This window comes from Halolamina salifodinae, assembly GCF_017874235.1.
Classification (GTDB): domain Archaea; phylum Halobacteriota; class Halobacteria; order Halobacteriales; family Haloferacaceae; genus Halolamina; species Halolamina salifodinae.
Map to the genome: position 1 here is coordinate 129897 of NZ_JAGGLC010000003.1, position 15052 is coordinate 144948.

General features: G+C 69.3%; 18 protein-coding genes. 13 read left to right on the forward strand and 5 right to left on the reverse strand.

Annotation, left to right across the window (positions count from 1 at the left end; all coding sequences use genetic code 11):
• The first annotated feature begins 23 nt into the window (after positions 1-23).
• The 3 genes from srp19 to J2753_RS07630 are packed head-to-tail and all read left to right on the forward strand — an operon-like array spanning position 24 to position 1576.
• On the forward strand, positions 24-302 hold the full coding sequence (srp19, locus tag J2753_RS07620) for a signal recognition particle subunit SRP19 (protein ID WP_209491342.1): 279 nt from the start codon (positions 24-26) through the stop codon (positions 300-302).
• Positions 302-529, forward strand: a complete 228-nt coding sequence (locus tag J2753_RS07625) for an H/ACA ribonucleoprotein complex subunit GAR1 (protein WP_209491343.1) — start codon at positions 302-304, stop codon at positions 527-529. The genes srp19 and J2753_RS07625 overlap by 1 nt, the downstream gene beginning before the upstream one ends.
• A 45-nt stretch (positions 530-574) precedes the next feature.
• The gene (locus J2753_RS07630; protein ID WP_209491344.1) at positions 575-1576 is read left to right on the forward strand and encodes a presenilin family intramembrane aspartyl protease PSH; all 1002 of its coding nucleotides are present in this window, start codon (positions 575-577) and stop codon (positions 1574-1576) included.
• Positions 1577-1793: 217 nt separating this feature from the next.
• On the opposite strand, the gene J2753_RS07635 is transcribed toward J2753_RS07630, so the two are convergent.
• The 3 genes from J2753_RS07635 to J2753_RS07645 all read right to left on the reverse strand — a co-directional run bounded on the left by J2753_RS07635 (position 1794) and on the right by J2753_RS07645 (position 3326).
• Complete coding sequence (locus tag J2753_RS07635) at positions 1794-2279, reverse strand: PUA domain-containing protein (RefSeq protein WP_209491345.1); 486 nt, start codon at positions 2277-2279, stop codon at positions 1794-1796.
• A 63-nt stretch (positions 2280-2342) separates the two neighbouring features.
• The gene (locus J2753_RS07640; protein WP_209491346.1) at positions 2343-2735 is read right to left on the reverse strand and encodes a DoxX family protein; all 393 of its coding nucleotides are present in this window, start codon (positions 2733-2735) and stop codon (positions 2343-2345) included.
• A gap of 93 nt (positions 2736-2828) precedes the next feature.
• Positions 2829-3326 carry a LabA-like NYN domain-containing protein gene (locus J2753_RS07645; RefSeq protein WP_209491347.1) on the reverse strand — a complete coding sequence of 166 codons (498 nt, stop codon included), beginning with the start codon at positions 3324-3326 and terminating at the stop codon, positions 2829-2831.
• A 264-nt stretch (positions 3327-3590) separates the two neighbouring features.
• On the opposite strand from J2753_RS07645, the gene dapA reads away from it, so the two are divergent.
• The 8 genes from dapA (at position 3591) to J2753_RS07685 (ending at position 11217) form a co-directional block, all read left to right on the forward strand.
• On the forward strand, positions 3591-4550 hold the full coding sequence (gene dapA / locus J2753_RS07650; RefSeq protein WP_209491348.1) for a 4-hydroxy-tetrahydrodipicolinate synthase: 960 nt from the start codon (positions 3591-3593) through the stop codon (positions 4548-4550).
• Positions 4550-5332 (forward strand): 4-hydroxy-tetrahydrodipicolinate reductase, encoded by a 783-nt coding sequence (dapB, locus tag J2753_RS07655; RefSeq protein WP_209491349.1) that lies wholly within the window; start codon positions 4550-4552, stop codon positions 5330-5332. The genes dapA and dapB overlap by 1 nt, the downstream gene beginning before the upstream one ends.
• 30 nt (positions 5333-5362) lie before the next feature.
• A complete protein-coding gene (locus J2753_RS07660; RefSeq protein WP_209491350.1) occupies positions 5363-6196 on the forward strand; it encodes a 2,3,4,5-tetrahydropyridine-2,6-dicarboxylate N-succinyltransferase in 834 nt (277 codons plus the stop codon).
• Positions 6193-7506: a diaminopimelate decarboxylase gene (lysA, locus tag J2753_RS07665; RefSeq protein ID WP_209491351.1), complete on the forward strand. Its 1314-nt coding sequence runs from the start codon at positions 6193-6195 to the stop codon at positions 7504-7506. Before J2753_RS07660 ends, lysA begins: the two co-directional genes overlap by 4 nt.
• Positions 7503-8501: a diaminopimelate epimerase gene (dapF, locus tag J2753_RS07670; protein ID WP_209491352.1), complete on the forward strand. Its 999-nt coding sequence runs from the start codon at positions 7503-7505 to the stop codon at positions 8499-8501. Before lysA ends, dapF begins: the two co-directional genes overlap by 4 nt.
• Positions 8498-9826 carry a M20 family metallopeptidase gene (locus J2753_RS07675; RefSeq protein ID WP_209491353.1) on the forward strand — a complete coding sequence of 443 codons (1329 nt, stop codon included), beginning with the start codon at positions 8498-8500 and terminating at the stop codon, positions 9824-9826. Before dapF ends, J2753_RS07675 begins: the two co-directional genes overlap by 4 nt.
• A gap of 42 nt (positions 9827-9868) precedes the next feature.
• Positions 9869-10306, forward strand: coding sequence for a hypothetical protein (locus J2753_RS07680; RefSeq protein WP_209491354.1), 438 nt, complete (start codon positions 9869-9871; stop codon positions 10304-10306).
• A 113-nt stretch (positions 10307-10419) separates the two neighbouring features.
• Positions 10420-11217, forward strand: a complete 798-nt coding sequence (locus tag J2753_RS07685; RefSeq protein WP_209491355.1) for a universal stress protein — start codon at positions 10420-10422, stop codon at positions 11215-11217.
• Positions 11218-11220: 3 nt separating this feature from the next.
• Here the strand turns inward: J2753_RS07685 and J2753_RS07690 are convergent, their stop codons facing one another.
• On the reverse strand, positions 11221-11463 hold the full coding sequence (locus J2753_RS07690; RefSeq protein ID WP_209491356.1) for a zinc ribbon domain-containing protein: 243 nt from the start codon (positions 11461-11463) through the stop codon (positions 11221-11223).
• Between the two features lie 84 nt (positions 11464-11547).
• On the opposite strand from J2753_RS07690, the gene J2753_RS07695 reads away from it, so the two are divergent.
• Positions 11548-11790 (forward strand): hypothetical protein, encoded by a 243-nt coding sequence (locus tag J2753_RS07695; RefSeq protein ID WP_209491357.1) that lies wholly within the window; start codon positions 11548-11550, stop codon positions 11788-11790.
• Positions 11791-11799: 9 nt separating this feature from the next.
• Here the strand turns inward: J2753_RS07695 and purB are convergent, their stop codons facing one another.
• A complete protein-coding gene (gene purB / locus J2753_RS07700) occupies positions 11800-13188 on the reverse strand; it encodes an adenylosuccinate lyase (RefSeq protein ID WP_209491358.1) in 1389 nt (462 codons plus the stop codon).
• Positions 13189-13366: 178 nt separating this feature from the next.
• On the opposite strand from purB, the gene purH reads away from it, so the two are divergent.
• Positions 13367-14980, forward strand: a complete 1614-nt coding sequence (gene purH / locus J2753_RS07705; protein ID WP_209491359.1) for a bifunctional phosphoribosylaminoimidazolecarboxamide formyltransferase/IMP cyclohydrolase — start codon at positions 13367-13369, stop codon at positions 14978-14980.
• Positions 14981-15052 lie beyond the last annotated feature (72 nt).

Genomic DNA, 15052 nt, shown 5'->3' on the forward strand with positions numbered 1-15052 from the left:
CCGCGGACCGCCCAGTTTTTCGCATGATCGAGAACATCGTCTACCCCGCCTACGTCGACGCGGCGTACAGCCGGTCGGAGGGGCGGCGAGTGCCGGAGGGCGAGGCCGTCGAGGAGCCGACGGTCGACGAGATCGCGAAGGCCGTCCAGCAGGTCGGCTACGACGCCGTCGTCGAGCGGGACAAGACCTACTCCCGCGAGTACGAGCAGCGCGGCCGCGTGCTCGTCCAGGGCGCCGACGACGCCTCGAAGAACGACCTCGTGCAGGCTATCGCGGCGTACGTCGCGATCCTGCGGGACTGATGGAGCGCGTCGGCACGGTCTCCCGGACCGCACAAGGACTCGCCATCGCCCGCTGTCCGGGCGCTGAACACCCGCCCATCGGTCGCAGCGTCGTCGACGAGAACCTCGACACCATCGGGCGAATCGTCGACGTGTTCGGGCCGGTCGAGCAGCCCTACGTGGCCGTGACGGCCAACGACCCTTCGCGGCTCACGTCGCTCGTAGGCCAGAAGCTCTACGCGCGTTGAGGCGCGACCACAACCGCCAAACCCCCCCCGAGCGAACGCCGGGTAATGACTTCCCGCGCGTTTCGGGGGACGGCGTTTGCCGCCCTCCTCTTCCTCCTGGTCCAGTTGGGTGCGCTCGCGCTGATTCCCGCCTTCCAAGCCAACGGCTACCAGCAGTTCGAGAACCCACAGGACCCGACGAACAGTCTGGTGTACGTCGGCCTGATTCTCGTGATGACGGTGCTGATGCTCGCGGCGTTCAAGTACGGCTACGACTGGGTCGTCCGGGCGTTCGTCGTGTTCACCAGCGGCCTGCTCGCGTGGTACGTGCTGGGCGTGTTCCTGCCGGGCGTCGTCGCCATCCCGGCCTCGGCGCTCGTCGCAGTCGCGCTCTGGGTCTACCCGGAGTGGTACGTCATCGACGCCGCCGGCGTGGTGATGGGCGCGGGCGCGGCCGGCCTGTTCGGCATCAGCTTCGGCCTCCTGCCGGCAATTTTGCTGCTCGCGGTGCTCGCCGTCTACGACGCCATCTCGGTGTACGGCACCGAGCACATGCTGGACCTCGCGGAGGGCGTGATGGATCTCCGCATCCCGGTGGTGCTGGTGATCCCGCTCACGCTGGGCTACTCGATTCTCCCTGATGACGAGGAGGAAGATGGGGAGGCCGAAGAATCGGACGACGAATCCGCCGACGAGACGGACAGCCACGACGAGGAGGCGTCGACGCCCGCCGACGAAGCGGCCGTCGAGGGCGAGGGAGAGGCAATCGACGAGCGTGATGCGTTCTTCATCGGCCTCGGCGACGCCGTGATGCCGACGGTGCTCGTCGCCAGCGCCGCGCAGTTCCTCGACGCCGGATCGCTCGGCTTCGCCCCGATTCCGGCGCTGAACGTCCCCGCGCTGACGGCGATGGTCGGGACGTTCGTCGGCCTGCTGATCCTGCTCCGGATGGTGTTCGCCGGGCGGGCCCACGCCGGCCTGCCGCTGCTCAACGGCGGCGCTATCGGCGGCTACCTGATCGGTGCGCTCGCAGTGGGCGTGCCGCTGACGACCGCGCTGGGGCTTTAAGTACGGTTCGCGGTCGCAGTGGCGCGAAGCGGTCGCGCCTCCGTGCGCGACCCGGGCGCGAGGGATGAGCGACTGTATGGGAGCGAATCGGTTGGGGAGGCCGTGGCTGCGGTGCTGCGTTTTGCGGTCACAAGTGGCCGAGGGAACTCCGCGGTGCTGTTCGTGGTCTCAGAAACGATCCGTACCGCCGAAAACCGCCCTCCGAAGAAACAGACCGCTACTCCTCACCGTCGACGTACTCATCGACGCCCTCCCGGACCATCACCGCCATCCCGGTTCCGAAGTCCCGCATCCCCTCCGCTGAAAGCTCCGCCCGCCCGACGCCCAGCAGCTCACCGCCTTCGTGGACCACCATCACTTCGTCGCCGGGGCGGATGTCGTCGCCGCACTCCTCGACGAACTTCGCGAACACGTTCTCGCCGTCGCGGACGAACGGCTCGGACTCGTCGCCGACGACCACGCGATAGGCGGGGGCGTCGAGGTGGTCGTGGAGACGCCGCCCGCCCGCGAAGCCGAGCGTGAAGCGACCGTCGGTGCCCATCGACGCCAGTCGGCCGTCCGGGGCGTGGATCTGGCTCGGCCGGCCGCCGGTGGAGTAGTCGATTTCGAGGTGGGCCTCCGCGGGGAACAGCGCGTCGCCGGCGCCGCGGCCGAACTGGTAGTCGGCCGTGGTCCGCAGGTCCGCACGCGAGGTCTTGGCCATGGGCTATCGACGCGACTCGGTGGAAAAAGCGTCCCGGATGCTGCCCGGGGAGGTTCGATGCGACTACTTCCCGCTAGCGCGGCGGAAGAAGGCGACGGCGGCGCCGAGCAGCGTGAGGTTCTGGAGGAACGACGTGAGTTCCTCGCCGCGGGAGTCCTCGTCGACGGCCCAGAAGTCGTGCATCAGGGGCGTGACGCCGGCGAAGAAGGCGCCGACGGCGCCCGCCGAAAGCTTCGGGAGCGTCCAGGACGCAATGCCGAGGCTCCCGCCGAGCAGCAGTCCGCTCGAAGCGGGAACGAGTCGGTCGGCCAGCGGAACGCCCTTCGCGTCGGCGTAGGCGATGCGTCCCTCGAGGTTCGTGAGGTTCAGTACAGCCAGTGCGGCAAGCCCGCTCGCAAAGAGAAGGCGGCCGAGGAGTGACGGCGCACGGCCGTCAGTCGTCTCAGTATCAGACACAGTAGAGCCGAATCGGTTCACGCTTTTAATCTCGTCCGTACCGGCCGCCGGCCAGCGAATCAGTCACCTGCAAAACTGATCAGCGCGAGGACCCTACAGTAGGAACTCCTCCTCGCGCTCGGACATGTCGTGGAACGCGTCGGCGGCCTCGACCAGTTCGTCGGCGGTCGAACTCTCGAAGGAGAACACCTCGATCCGGACGCCCTCGTGGCGCAGGTGCGAGCAGAGACGCGCGAAGTCGCCGTCGCCGCTGACCAGTACCAGGGTATCGACCTTCTCGGCCAGCGTCACGGCGTCGAGCACGATACCCACGTCCCAGTCGGCCTTCTGGGAGCCGTCGCCGAACGTCTTGATCTCCTTGATCTTGGTCTCGAAGCCGATCTCCTCCAGCGCCTCGAAGAAGGACTCCTCGTTGGGCGATTCGGCACGGATCACGTACGCCAGCGCCCGCACGAGTTCGCGGTCCATCACCGCCTTGTCCAGCAGGCCGGCGTAGTCGATGTTGCGAGAGTAGAGGCTCTGAGCGGTGTGATAGAGGTTCTGCGCGTCGGCGAGCACCGCGACGCGCTGGCCCTCGTGAATCTCGGTCATTATGGATTCGTTGCTCGTCTTCGCTTAAAAAGCACCGTCTCGGCCGAGACCGAGCCAGAAACGTTTTGTCCGTTGGCCACTCGGTCTCACCCGTGACGCAGACGCTGGGGCTCGGCGGCGCCGCTTCGCGGAAAGCCCCGGCTGTCGCCTCCCGCTGTAGCAAACGCGGGAAACGCTGATTTCTCCCGCTCTCGGCCGGTGTCGCGCCCGGTCGCTGGTGGACTCCGGATTGCACCGCGCAGCGACCGCTCCACACCACACCCAATGACCACACCGTTCAGCGGGGTCTTCCCCGCCATGACCACTCCCTTCCGGGAGGACGAGAGTATCGATCACGACCGACTCGCCGCCGACGCCCAGCGCCTCGAAGCCGCCGGCGTGGACGGCCTCGTCCCCGTCGGCTCCACCGGCGAATCGGCGACGCTGACCCACGACGAACACGCCGAAGTCGTCGAGACCGTTGTCGACGCCGTCGAGGACGTGTCCGTCATCGCCGGCGCCGGGTCGAACGCGACTCACGAGGCCGTCAGCCTCGCCGAGGACGCCGAGGAGGCCGGCGCCGACGCCATCCTGCTGATTTCGCCGTACTACAACAAGCCCGAGGCCGCGGGCTACCTCGAACACTACCACACCATCGCCGACGCGGTCGATCTGCCACAGATCGTCTACAACGTCCCCTCGCGAACGGGCCGGAACGTCCCCGTCGACGTGGTCGCCGAACTCGCCGAACACCCGAACGTGCAGGGCTACAAGGCCGCCAGCGGCGACCTCGGCCGTGTTTCTGAAGTCATCGAGCGCACGCAGGACGAGGAGTTCTCGGTCCTCTCGGGCGACGACGGCCTCACGCTCCCCATCTGCTCGCTGGGCGGGACCGGGACCATCAGCGTCGTCGGCAACGTCGAACCCGAGCGCACGGGCGCGCTCGTCGGCGCCGTCGCCGAGAACCAGAGGTTCTCGGCTGCCAACCAGAAATCTTCGATTTCTGGTGACGTCGCGGAGGACGACATGGGCCGGGCCCGTGACCTCCACTACGAACTCGCGCCGCTGATCCGCGAACTGTTCACCGAGACCAACCCCATTCCGGTGAAGGAGGCCATGGCCATCCGCGAGGATCACCCGCCGCACGTTCGCTCGCCGCTGACGCGCCTCTCCGAGGGGAAGCGTGAGGCGCTGGCCGACGCGCTGGCCGACCTCGAGGACGGCACGCCGGAGGTGGACGCCTGATGGCGGTCGAACCGGTCCGCCTCGTCGTCACCGGCGCCACCGGCCGGATGGGCGAGGAACTCATCGACACCGCGGGCGACCGCTCGGACGTCTCGGTCGTCGCCGCCATTTCGCGAACACCCGGCAACGTCGCCGCCGAAGCCGCGGTCGGCACCCACCTCGACGCGACCCTCTCGGACGAGGAGCGCGTCGATGTCGTCGTCGACTTCACCGCCCCCGAGGCGACCGCCGAGTACGCCGAGATCGCTGCCCGGCACGGCGTCGCGTTCGTCACCGGGACGACCGGGCTGGAGGGCCACGACGCCGACCCGCTGGGCGCGCTCGACGCCGCCAGCGAATCCGTCCCGGTCCTACACGCCAGCAACTTCTCCCGCGGTATTGCCGCCCTTCGAGGGGCGATCCGGGAGGCAGCGGCCTCCCTCCCGGACTACGACGTGGAGGTCACCGAGACTCACCACAACGACAAGCGCGACGCCCCAAGCGGCACCGCGCTCACGCTGATCGAGGACGTCGAGAGCGAGCGCCCGGACCTGACGGAGCGCCAGCACGGCCGCGAGGGCGAGCAGCCACGCGAACCCGGCGAAATCGGTGTCCACGCCCGCCGCGCCGGCGACGTGACCGGCGAGCACGAGGTGCTGTTCGCAGGCAACCGCGAGACTGTCTCGCTTTCCCACTCCGCGGGCGACCGCGGAGTGTTCGCTGAGGGCGCCCTCGACGCCGCCGCCGCCATCGCCGGTCGCGAGGCCGGCCGCTACCAGTTCACTGACCTACTCCGAGACTGATCCCCTACACAACCTGCCCCAAACCCACCAATGAGCCTCGAAACCGAGATCGCTGACCTGTGGAACCGCTACCAGAACGGACTCACCGCCGCCGACGCCGGCACGAGCGAACTGGAGACCCTCGACGCCTTCCTCGCCGCCCTCGAAGCCGGCGAGTACCGCGCCGCCGAGAAGGTCGGCCCCGCCGACTGGGAGGCCGTCGAGTGGGTCAAGCAGGGCGTCCTGCTCAACTTCGGCCTGCGCGAGACCGAGCCCCGAAGCTACGGCGGCGTCGACTACTACGACGTGCTCCCGCTCCGTGAGACCGACGACCTCGCGGACCGCGGCGCGCGCAACACGCCCGACGGCACCGTCCTCCGCCCCGGCTCCTACCTCGGCGAGGACGTGATCATGATGTCGCCGAGTTTCGTCAACATCGGCGCCTACGTCGACGACGCCGCTCTCGTGGACTCCAACGACGTGGTCGGCTCCTGCGCCCAGATCGGCGCGGACGTGAAGCTCGGGGCAAACACCCTCATCGGCGGCGTGCTCGAACCCGTCGAGGACGCGCCGGTCGTCGTCGAGGACGGCGTCTCGCTGGGCGCTGGCTGCCGGGTCACCTCCGGATTCGTCGTCGGCGAGAACTCCGTCGTCGGCGAGAACACCCTCCTGACGCCCCGCATCCCGGTGTACGACCTCGTGGAGGAAACCGTCCACTACGGCCGACTGCCGCCGGAGCGCCGCGCGTTCCAGCGCTACGTCGAATCCTCCGTTTCGGACGAGGAGCTAATCCCGGGCAAGGCCTACAAGCCGGCCGTCGTCGCCACCAGCCTCGAACAGGAGACGCTCGAAGCGACCCAGCGCGAGGGCGCGCTGCGGGAATGAGCGCCGACGAGGGCGACGGATCGGCCGACGACCGCGCCGCCGCCGAAGGCGGGCCGACAGTCCGCCGACTCGCGGACTGGGACCGCAAGACGCTCCGTAGTCTCGCCGACGAGCACGGGACGCCGCTGTACGTGTTCGACCCGGCGCGAGTCCGCGAGAACTGTCGCCGCCTCGAGAACGCGTTCCCCGACGCCGAGATCCAGTACGCCGCGAAGGCCCACACGGCCCGGGAAACCCTCCAGACAGCCCACGACGAGGGGCTGGCCATCGAGTGTGCCTCCGCCGGGGAGGTCCGGCGCGCGCTCCGGGCCGGAATCCCCGGCCAACACGTCACCTACACCGCAGTCAATCCGCCCGCGGCGGATCTGGACTACGTCGTCGACGCATGGCGCGAGCACCCCGACCTTACCATCACCGCCGGCGCCGCGGACACCATCGACCGCCTCGAAGAGCGGGGCTTCGACGGCCGCCTGCGTCTGCGGATCAACCCCGGCGTCGGCGCCGGCCACCACGAGAAGGTGGTAACTGGGGGTCACCCGAAGTTCGGCGCCGGCCTCGACCGAGCGCCGGATCTCGCGGCCCGGATCGCCGAGTCGTTCGCGTTCGCGGGCATCCACGCCCACGCTGGCTCCGGAATCTCGGGCGACGACCTCGAAGACCACCGCGAACTGGTTCGCCGGATGGGCGACCTCGCCCGCGACCTCGAGTCCTCCGGCATCCCTGTCGAGACGGTCGACGTGGGTGGTGGCTTCGGCGTCCCGTACCGCGAGGACGCCCCCGCACTGAACCTCGACGCCGTCGCCGACGCGACCCGAGAAGCCCTGGGGCAGATCGAGGGCCAGTTGGCCATCGAACCCGGGCGCTACGTCGTCGCCGACGCGGGCGTCCTGCTGACCCGGGTGAACACCGTGAAGGAAGCCCCCGAGATGGTCGTCGGCGGCGTCGACGCCGGGATGACGACGCTGCTGCGACCGGCGATGTACGACGCGTATCACGCGGTTCGGAACCTTGAGCAGGGAGCGAGCGACCGAGACGCGGTCGGCGTCACCATCGCGGGGCCGGTCTGTGAGACCGCGGATCTGCTCTGTGAGAACCGGCCGCTTCCCCGGCCTGCGCGCGGTGACCTGCTCGCGGTCGGCAACGCCGGCGCGTACGGCTACGAGATGGCGTCGACGTACAACTCCCGGCCGCGACCCGCCGAGGTCACCCTCGCTGGCGAGACGCTGCGGCGCGCCGAGACGCTCGCGGACGTGAGCCGCCTCGATGCGCCGGAACCCACAACTCCCCGGAGCCACGAGGACCAGCCATGACCGAGGTGCCGTTCGAGAAGTACGACGGTGCGGGCAACGACTTCGTCGTGGTCGATTCGGAGGCCGACCCCGTCGAGGACCGCGCGGCGTTCGCCCGGATCCACTGCGACCGCGAGGCCGGCGTCGAGAACGCGGCCGGCGCCCGCCACGGCGCCGACGGCGTGCTGTTCCTCTCACTGGACGAGGGCGCCGACCCCGCCGAAGTGACGATGACGCTCGTCCAGCCTGACGGCTCCATCGCCGAGATGTGTGGCAACGGCGCGCGCTGTGTCGCGGCGTGGGCCGCCGACCGGTCCGGCCTGTCGACGTTCGACATCGACACGCCCGCTGGCACCCGCCGCGCCGTCGTCGATAGCGACGAGATTGCGGTGGAGATGGGCGAACCGACGTTCGCCCCCCAAAATGTCCCGCTCGCGGGCGACGACCCCTTGATCGACGCGACGCTCGACGAACTCGCGGACACCCCCGCAGTGGGCCACCGAGTGACCGTCGTGAACACCGGCGTTCCCCACGCCGTCGTGTTCGTTAACGACGTGGACGCGGTCGACATCGACGCCGTTGCGCCGCCGATCCGGCACGCCGCGGCGTTCCCGGAGGGCGCGAACGTGACGTTCGCTTCGGTGAGTGCGGACCGAGCAGGCGCACTCGACGCTGCCCCCGATGGCGACGGCTTCCGCCAGCGCACGTTCGAGCGCGGTGTCGAGGGCGAGACCCGGGCCTGCGGCACCGGCGCCGTTGCCGTCGCCGCCGCGGCGAAGCGACTCGGCCGACTCCCCGACGGCGCCGCCGACTCGGAGTGGATCACCGTCTCGCCGCCGGGGGGCGACCTCGGCGTCGCCGTACCGGACGACGAGCCAGCACGGCTTCGCGGCCCGGCCGAGAAGCGCTTCGACGGACAGCTCTCTGTTCCCGAGGACGACCGTATCGCCGGCGTCACCGGCGAGGCGGCGCTGGGTGCCGACCGGCTGAACGAGGATCCGGGGAGCGAGCGATGAGCTTCGACCCGGTCGACTTTCTCGAAAACGCGGTACAGGACGACTCCACTGAGGAGGTGAGCGGAACGCGTGACCTCCTGCTCGCGGCACTGCGCGAAGCGGGCCACGACCCGCACGTCGACGTCGACGAGTGGAACTCGTCTGCTGGCCAGAACGCGCCGCGTTCTGGCGAGGTTGCCAAGAATCGAAGGTTCTCGGCTACCCGCGGGAAGGCAAAGCCTTCCTGCGACGCCGCCGGGAACGTCCGTGTCAGCCGTGGATCCGGATCGCCACATCTCGTCTTCAACACCCACATCGACACCGTCGCGCCCCACATACCCTTCGAGCGCGACGACGATGCGGGGCGGATCCGCGGCCGGGGCTCCTGCGACGCGAAGGGCCCGCTCGCCGCGTTGCTCTCGGCGTTCATCGACGCCGACTGGGACGGCGACGGAACGCTCACGCTCGCGGTCACGCCCGACGAGGAGGTACTCTCGACGGGCGCTCACGCGCTGATGACCGGCGACATCGCTCCCGGCGGCCCGGGCGAGCCAGGCGCGAATGTCGATCCGCTCCCTGAGGCCGACCCAGCGCCGGACGCCTACATCGTCGGCGAACCGACGGGGCTGGATGTCTGTACCGCCGCCCGCGGGCGGTTCGAAGGCACAATCGAGATCGAGGGCGTCGCGGCCCACGCCGCCAGTCCCGAGTCGGGGGTCAACGCCGTCTCCGCCGCCGGGCGACTGCTCGGTGCGCTGGAGACGTTCGACAACGTCGACGCCCACCCGCAGTTGGGCGAGGCGACGCTCGTCCCCACGGGTATCACGGGTGGCGAGTCGACGAATCAGGTCCCTGCTGGCTGTGAGATAACGATTGACCGGCGGAGCGTTCCCCCAGAGACCGCTGAGGGGGTCCGCTCGGCGCTAGCTACCCGCCTCGAGGCGACGCTGGCTGGCGACGCCCCCGAGGGCATCCCCCGGGCCGGCGACGACGCGTCGGTCTCGGTCTCGCTGACCGAGCGCGAGACGCCGTTTCTGGAAGCGTTCGCGACCGATACCGACGAGCCGGTGGTCTCGGCGCTCGCGGATGCTGCGAAGCAGGTCGGCGAGGCCCGAGAACTCGGCGAGCATGGAGCGGTTCGTCCGTTCGGCGCGGCGACGGAGGCATCGTACTTCGCCCCGGCGCCGACGGTGGTGTTCGGGCCGGGCCACCTCGCCGACGAGGAGGGGGCGGTCGCCCACGCCGAGCGCGAGTACGTCGACGTGGCGTCGGTTCGTGCGGCGGCGACGGCCGTTCGCGCGGCGACAGAGCGGCTGTTGGGTGCCGAGGGCGCGCTCGCGCGCTGACCGGCCACCCGTTTTTTGGCCGAGTACCGCGTTCGCTCGGCTATGGAACCGTCCGTCGACGGCCCACGGCTGGGACGGCTTGGGGTGCTCGTCGGCGCCTCGACGCTCTCGCTGACCGCGAGTTTCGTCGGGGTCGTCGCGCTCGCCTCCGGGGAGGCCCGGGGCACGACGGCGCGCATTCCGGTCTACGTCACGGCGACTGCCGTCGTGTTCGTCGCCGGGGTCGTCCTCTTCGAGGAGTCCCGCCATCGAGGACGAAGCGCACTAATCGGCTCGACGCTGGTGGCGGCGGCGACGCTGTTCGTCGCAGGGTTCGGAGGCGAGGGCGTCGTTTACGCGCTCTCGAACCCCGCGGCGGTGTTCGAAGTGCAGCTATTGGGTTACCTCGTTTCAGCGGCGCTGCTGGGGACTGGCGTGGGCTACTGGACGTGGCGCAACTGGGAGCTGCTCCGCGTCGCGGGCATCGCCGACGCGCTCTGAGCGCGCGGTGGAGGAGTCCTGAAACGCCCGAGATTGGCAGAATTTCTGACCCGTGCTGCCCGTGCAGGATTTACTGCGGGTTGCTTATGTGGGTGGCGCTGATCTGTGGACGTATGGGTGAGGATGGAGTAGCGACCCCGAACGGGCGACCAGTGCTGGGGACACTGCTCGACCCGTCGGGAGACACGCAGGCCCGGGAGCTTTCCCTCGCGCTGGCCAGATCGGCCGGTGCGCCGGTTCGCTTCCTCTCGCCGCTCAGGGCGCCCGACACGCAGTGTGCGACGGCCGCCCCGGCGAACGGGCCACCGGTCCGAATCGCCAGCACCGAGACCGCCGAACAGGCCGGCCAGTCCGCTGCCGCGGTCGTCTGTGAGGAGGCTGCCGAGGTCGACGCCGACGTGATCACCGTCGAGCGCCCACCCTCGGAGTCGCCGGGCGCGGGGATCCGCCGGGGGACCACGGATCGCATCGTCGCGAACAGCCCGGTCGACACCGTCGTCGCCAACGGCTGTGGCGAACTGGACGATCTGGCGTCGATCCTGGTCCCGGTCGCCGGCGGCCCGCACACCGAACTCACGGTTCGGGTCGCCCGCGCCCTCGCGGCGCATACGGACGCGTGGATCGAACTGTTCACCGTCGTACCGAAGAATCCGAGCGCCGAGCGGCGCTCTGGGGGTGCCGAGCATCTCGCGGCCGCACGCCGGTTCCTCGATGGGTTCGAGTCGTTCGACACCTGGCTCTACGAGGCCGACGATCCGGCGACGGCTATCGCCGAGCAGTCGACGTACTACGACGCCATCGTGATGGGGGCGCCGACGAAAGGGCGCCTCGAACGGATGGTGTTCGGCTCGACACCCGACAGCGTCGACGAGAGCGTCGATATCCCGGTCGTGACCGCGACATCGAAGTAGTTTCTAGCCGAGGAACAGGTCGACCATGGTCCCGGTGCTCTGGCCGCGATAGAGCTCCGAGTAGCCGCAGTTCGCGCAGGTCACGACCTTGAAGCTCCGGTTCTGGATGTCGAACATCTTCGAGAGGCCGGTGCCGCTGGTCGCGATCTCGTCGATCTCGGTCTCGCTGTGGCCACACTTCGGGCAGCCGTCGTCGTCGCCCGCGCGAGCGCTTCGGTCGTCGTCAGCCGCGGTTGGAGGGCACATGCGGTCAGGTGTTTCCCCGGATCCAGCAAAAAGCTACCTCCAGTCGCCGAAACGACTATCGGCGATGGGGCCGGTCTCCCGATCATGCCCGCCGCGAGTGCGCTGCTGGTCCTCCTGATCGTGCTCTCGATCCTTGGAACGATGGGGCTCTGGTACGCCATCGACAGCGAAACCGCCGGTTCGGAGACGCTCTCACGCGCCGACGCCGAACGCGTGGCACGGCAGGACAGCACGGACCAGAGGCAAGAGGAGGACGACCGGGACGCGTCCGACGACTGGGGGAGCGACGCCGAGTGGGGAGTAGACGAAGCCACCGACCGCCGGTAGCGCCGGCCGCTAGTCGAGTTCGTTGACCAGTTCGTCGGCGACGCCCGTGTAGCCTGCGGGTGTGAGTGCGCGGAGTTCCTCGCGCACGCTCTCGTCGACATCGAGGTCGTCGAACAGATCCCGGAAGTCCGCGAGGGTCACGCGCTGACCCCGCGTGAGTTCCTTCACGCGCTCGTAGGCCGCCGTGTCGCCCTCGCGCCGGAGGATCGTCTGGACGGCTTCGCCGATGATCTCGGGGGTGTTCTCCAGTTCCTCACGCATCACCTGCTCGTTGGGGACGACTTTCCCGAGGCCGGCCGTCGTCTTGCGGTAGCCGATGAGGCAGTGGGCGAACGCGGCGCCGACGTTGCGCTTGACCGTGGAGTCCGAGAGGTCCCGCTGGAGTCGCGAGGAGGTGACGTACTCCCGGAGGAACGTGAGGTCCGAGTTGGCCTTCGAGAGGTTCCCCTCGCTGTTCTCGAAGTCGATTGGGTTGACCTTGTGGGGCATCGTCGACGACCCCGTCTCGGTGGATTCGCTTTCCTGCCCGAGGTAGCGGTCCGAGACGTAGCGCCAGATGTCCCGGTCCAGATCGAGCAGGATGTTGTTCACGCCGGCGAGCGCGTCGAACAGCGCCGCGAGGTCGTCAGAGGGGTTGATCTGGGTCGCGAGCGGGGTGTGTTCGAGGCCGAGACTGTGCACGAAGTCCTCCGAGAACGCCCGCCAGTCCACGTCTGGGTAGGCGGCGACATGGGCGGCGTAGGTGCCGGAGGCGCCCGCGAGCTTTCCGGACAGGTCGTCCGCGGCCGCACGGACTCGCGCCTCGGCGCGCCCGAGACGGGCCGCGAACACGGCCATCTCCTTCCCGAACGTCGTCGGGGTCGCCGGCTGGCCGTGAGTGCGCGCGAGCATCGGCACGCCCCGGGAGTCCTGCGCCATCTCGGTGAGTGCGTCGCGGATCGCCGAAATCTCGGGCAGGAGCATGTCCTCGACGGCGCCTTTCGCGTTCAGTCGGTTCGCGAGGTTGTTCACGTCCTCGCTGGTGAGGCCGAAGTGGATCCACGGATGCAGCCGTTCGGGCGTCTCGGTCCGGAGGAAATACTCGACGGCCTTCACGTCGTGGCGCGTGGCCGAGAACTCCTCGGTGCCCTCGGTCTCGATCTGTTTGACCAACGCGGCGTCGTCGGCGTCGAACTCGTCGACGACCTCACGCAGGTGCGTTCGCTCGGCGGGCCCGACCTCACAGTCGACGCCGTCGGCGTCCGACAGCGCGAGCAGGTACTCCACCTCGACGCGCAGGCGTGCCTCGATCAGGGCGGCCTCGCTGGCGTACGGCACGAGATCCGCGGTCTTGCCGGCGTACCGGCCGTCCAGCGGCGAGACGGCCGCGAGCGGCGACTCCCGGGACAGATCGTTCATGCCCGACGCTCGCCGGGGGAGTCACAAAACCCTGCCGGAGCCGACCGGTGGCAGGTCGCACCTCCGTGCATACGTTCGGCCAACTTCGGCCTGAACCGGGCCGGATGTGTGCCCGAACGTGCGTACTGGGGCTCGCGTGATCGCAACGCTCTTTGCACGTTCGGCCCGCCCATCGCACATGAAGATCGCCGGCATCGCGGGCAACCGCGGCCGAAACCTTCTGCACATTGCGGACATTTCGCCCGGCGGCGCCGAGCTCTCGGTCGTCGTCGCGAACAAGGAGAACGCGCCCGTCCTCGACGCCGCCGCGGAGCGCGACATTCCCGCCGTCGCCGTCGAGCGCGCCGAGGGGGAGTCCCGTGCGGACCACGAGGCCAGCATCCTCGAGGCACTGGCCGACCACGAGTTCGATCTGGTCTGTCTGGACGGGTTCATGCGCGTCCTGACCCCCGAATTCCTCGACAGCGTCGAGACGGTGCTCAACGTCCACCCGTCGCTGCTGCCCGCGTTCCCCGGCGCCGACGCCCACGGGCAGGTAGTCGACTCCGGCGTTCGAACGACGGGTGCGACCATCCACGTCGCCACGGAAGCCGTCGACGAGGGCCCCATCGTCACCCAGGAGTCGGTCCCGGTGTTCGAGGACGACGACGAGGACTCGCTGAAGGAGCGCGTGCTCCACGAGGCGGAGTTCGAGGCGTACCCGCGAGCGATTCGGTGGTTCGCTGAGGGCGCAGTCGATATCGAGCGTGACGAGCAGGGTCGCCCCGTCGACGTGACTGTCGACGCCGACACGGGCGGGGACCTGCCGGCGCGCCGCACAATCTCGAACCGCCGGGAGGACTCGCTGCGATACGGCGAGAACCCCCATCAGGACGCGGCGGTGTACGCCGCCGACGCGAGCGAGGAGCCAAGCGTCGTCCACGCGCCCCAACGCAACGAGGGTGCGAAGGCCCTCTCGTACAACAACTACAACGACGCCGACGGCGCGCTGAACCTCATCAAGGAGTTCGAGGAGCCAGCGGCCGCGGTGATCAAGCACACCAACCCCGCCGGCTGTGCGACCGCCGACACGCTCGCCGACGCCTACCGCGACGCGCTGGCGACCGACGCCAAGTCCGCCTTCGGCGGCATCGTCGCGCTGAACCGCGAGTGCGACGCGGAGACGGCGACCGAAATCGTCGACTCGTTCAAGGAGGTCGTCGTCGCGCCGGGCTACACCGACGACGCGCTGGACGTGCTGACCGAGAAGAAAAATCTGCGCGTGCTCGACGTGGGCGGCCGCACGGACGGCACGCTCGGCCCCGAGGACCGCACCGAGCGCTTCACGGAAAAGGCGCTCGTGGGCGGGCGACTCGTACAGGAGCGCGACCGCTCGACGCTCACGCGCGAGGATCTCGAAGTCGTCACCGAGCGCGAACCCACCGACGAACAGATCGAGTCGATGCTGTTCGCGTGGAAGGTGCTCAAACACGTCAAGTCCAACGGCATCCTGATCGCCTCGGGCACCGAGACGGTCGGGGTCGGGATGGGGCAGGTCTCCCGCGTCGACGCGGTGACGCTGGCGGCGATGAAGGCCGAGAAGGACGCCGAGGGGAAGTCCGCCGAGGGCGCCGTCGTCGCCTCGGACGCCTTTTTCCCGTTCCCGGACGCCGTCGAGGAGGCCGCCGAGGCGGGCGTCGAGGCGGTGATTCAGCCCGGTGGCTCCGTCAACGACGACGACGTGATCGAGGCCGCGAACGATCTGGGGCTGGCGATGGTGATGACCGGCCAGCGCGCGTTCCGGCACGACTGACGGTCCGTTTCGGGCCGTTCTGGCTCGGTGCGCGAGTTCTTCTCACGGCCACGTTCGTGGATAGAGGGTCTG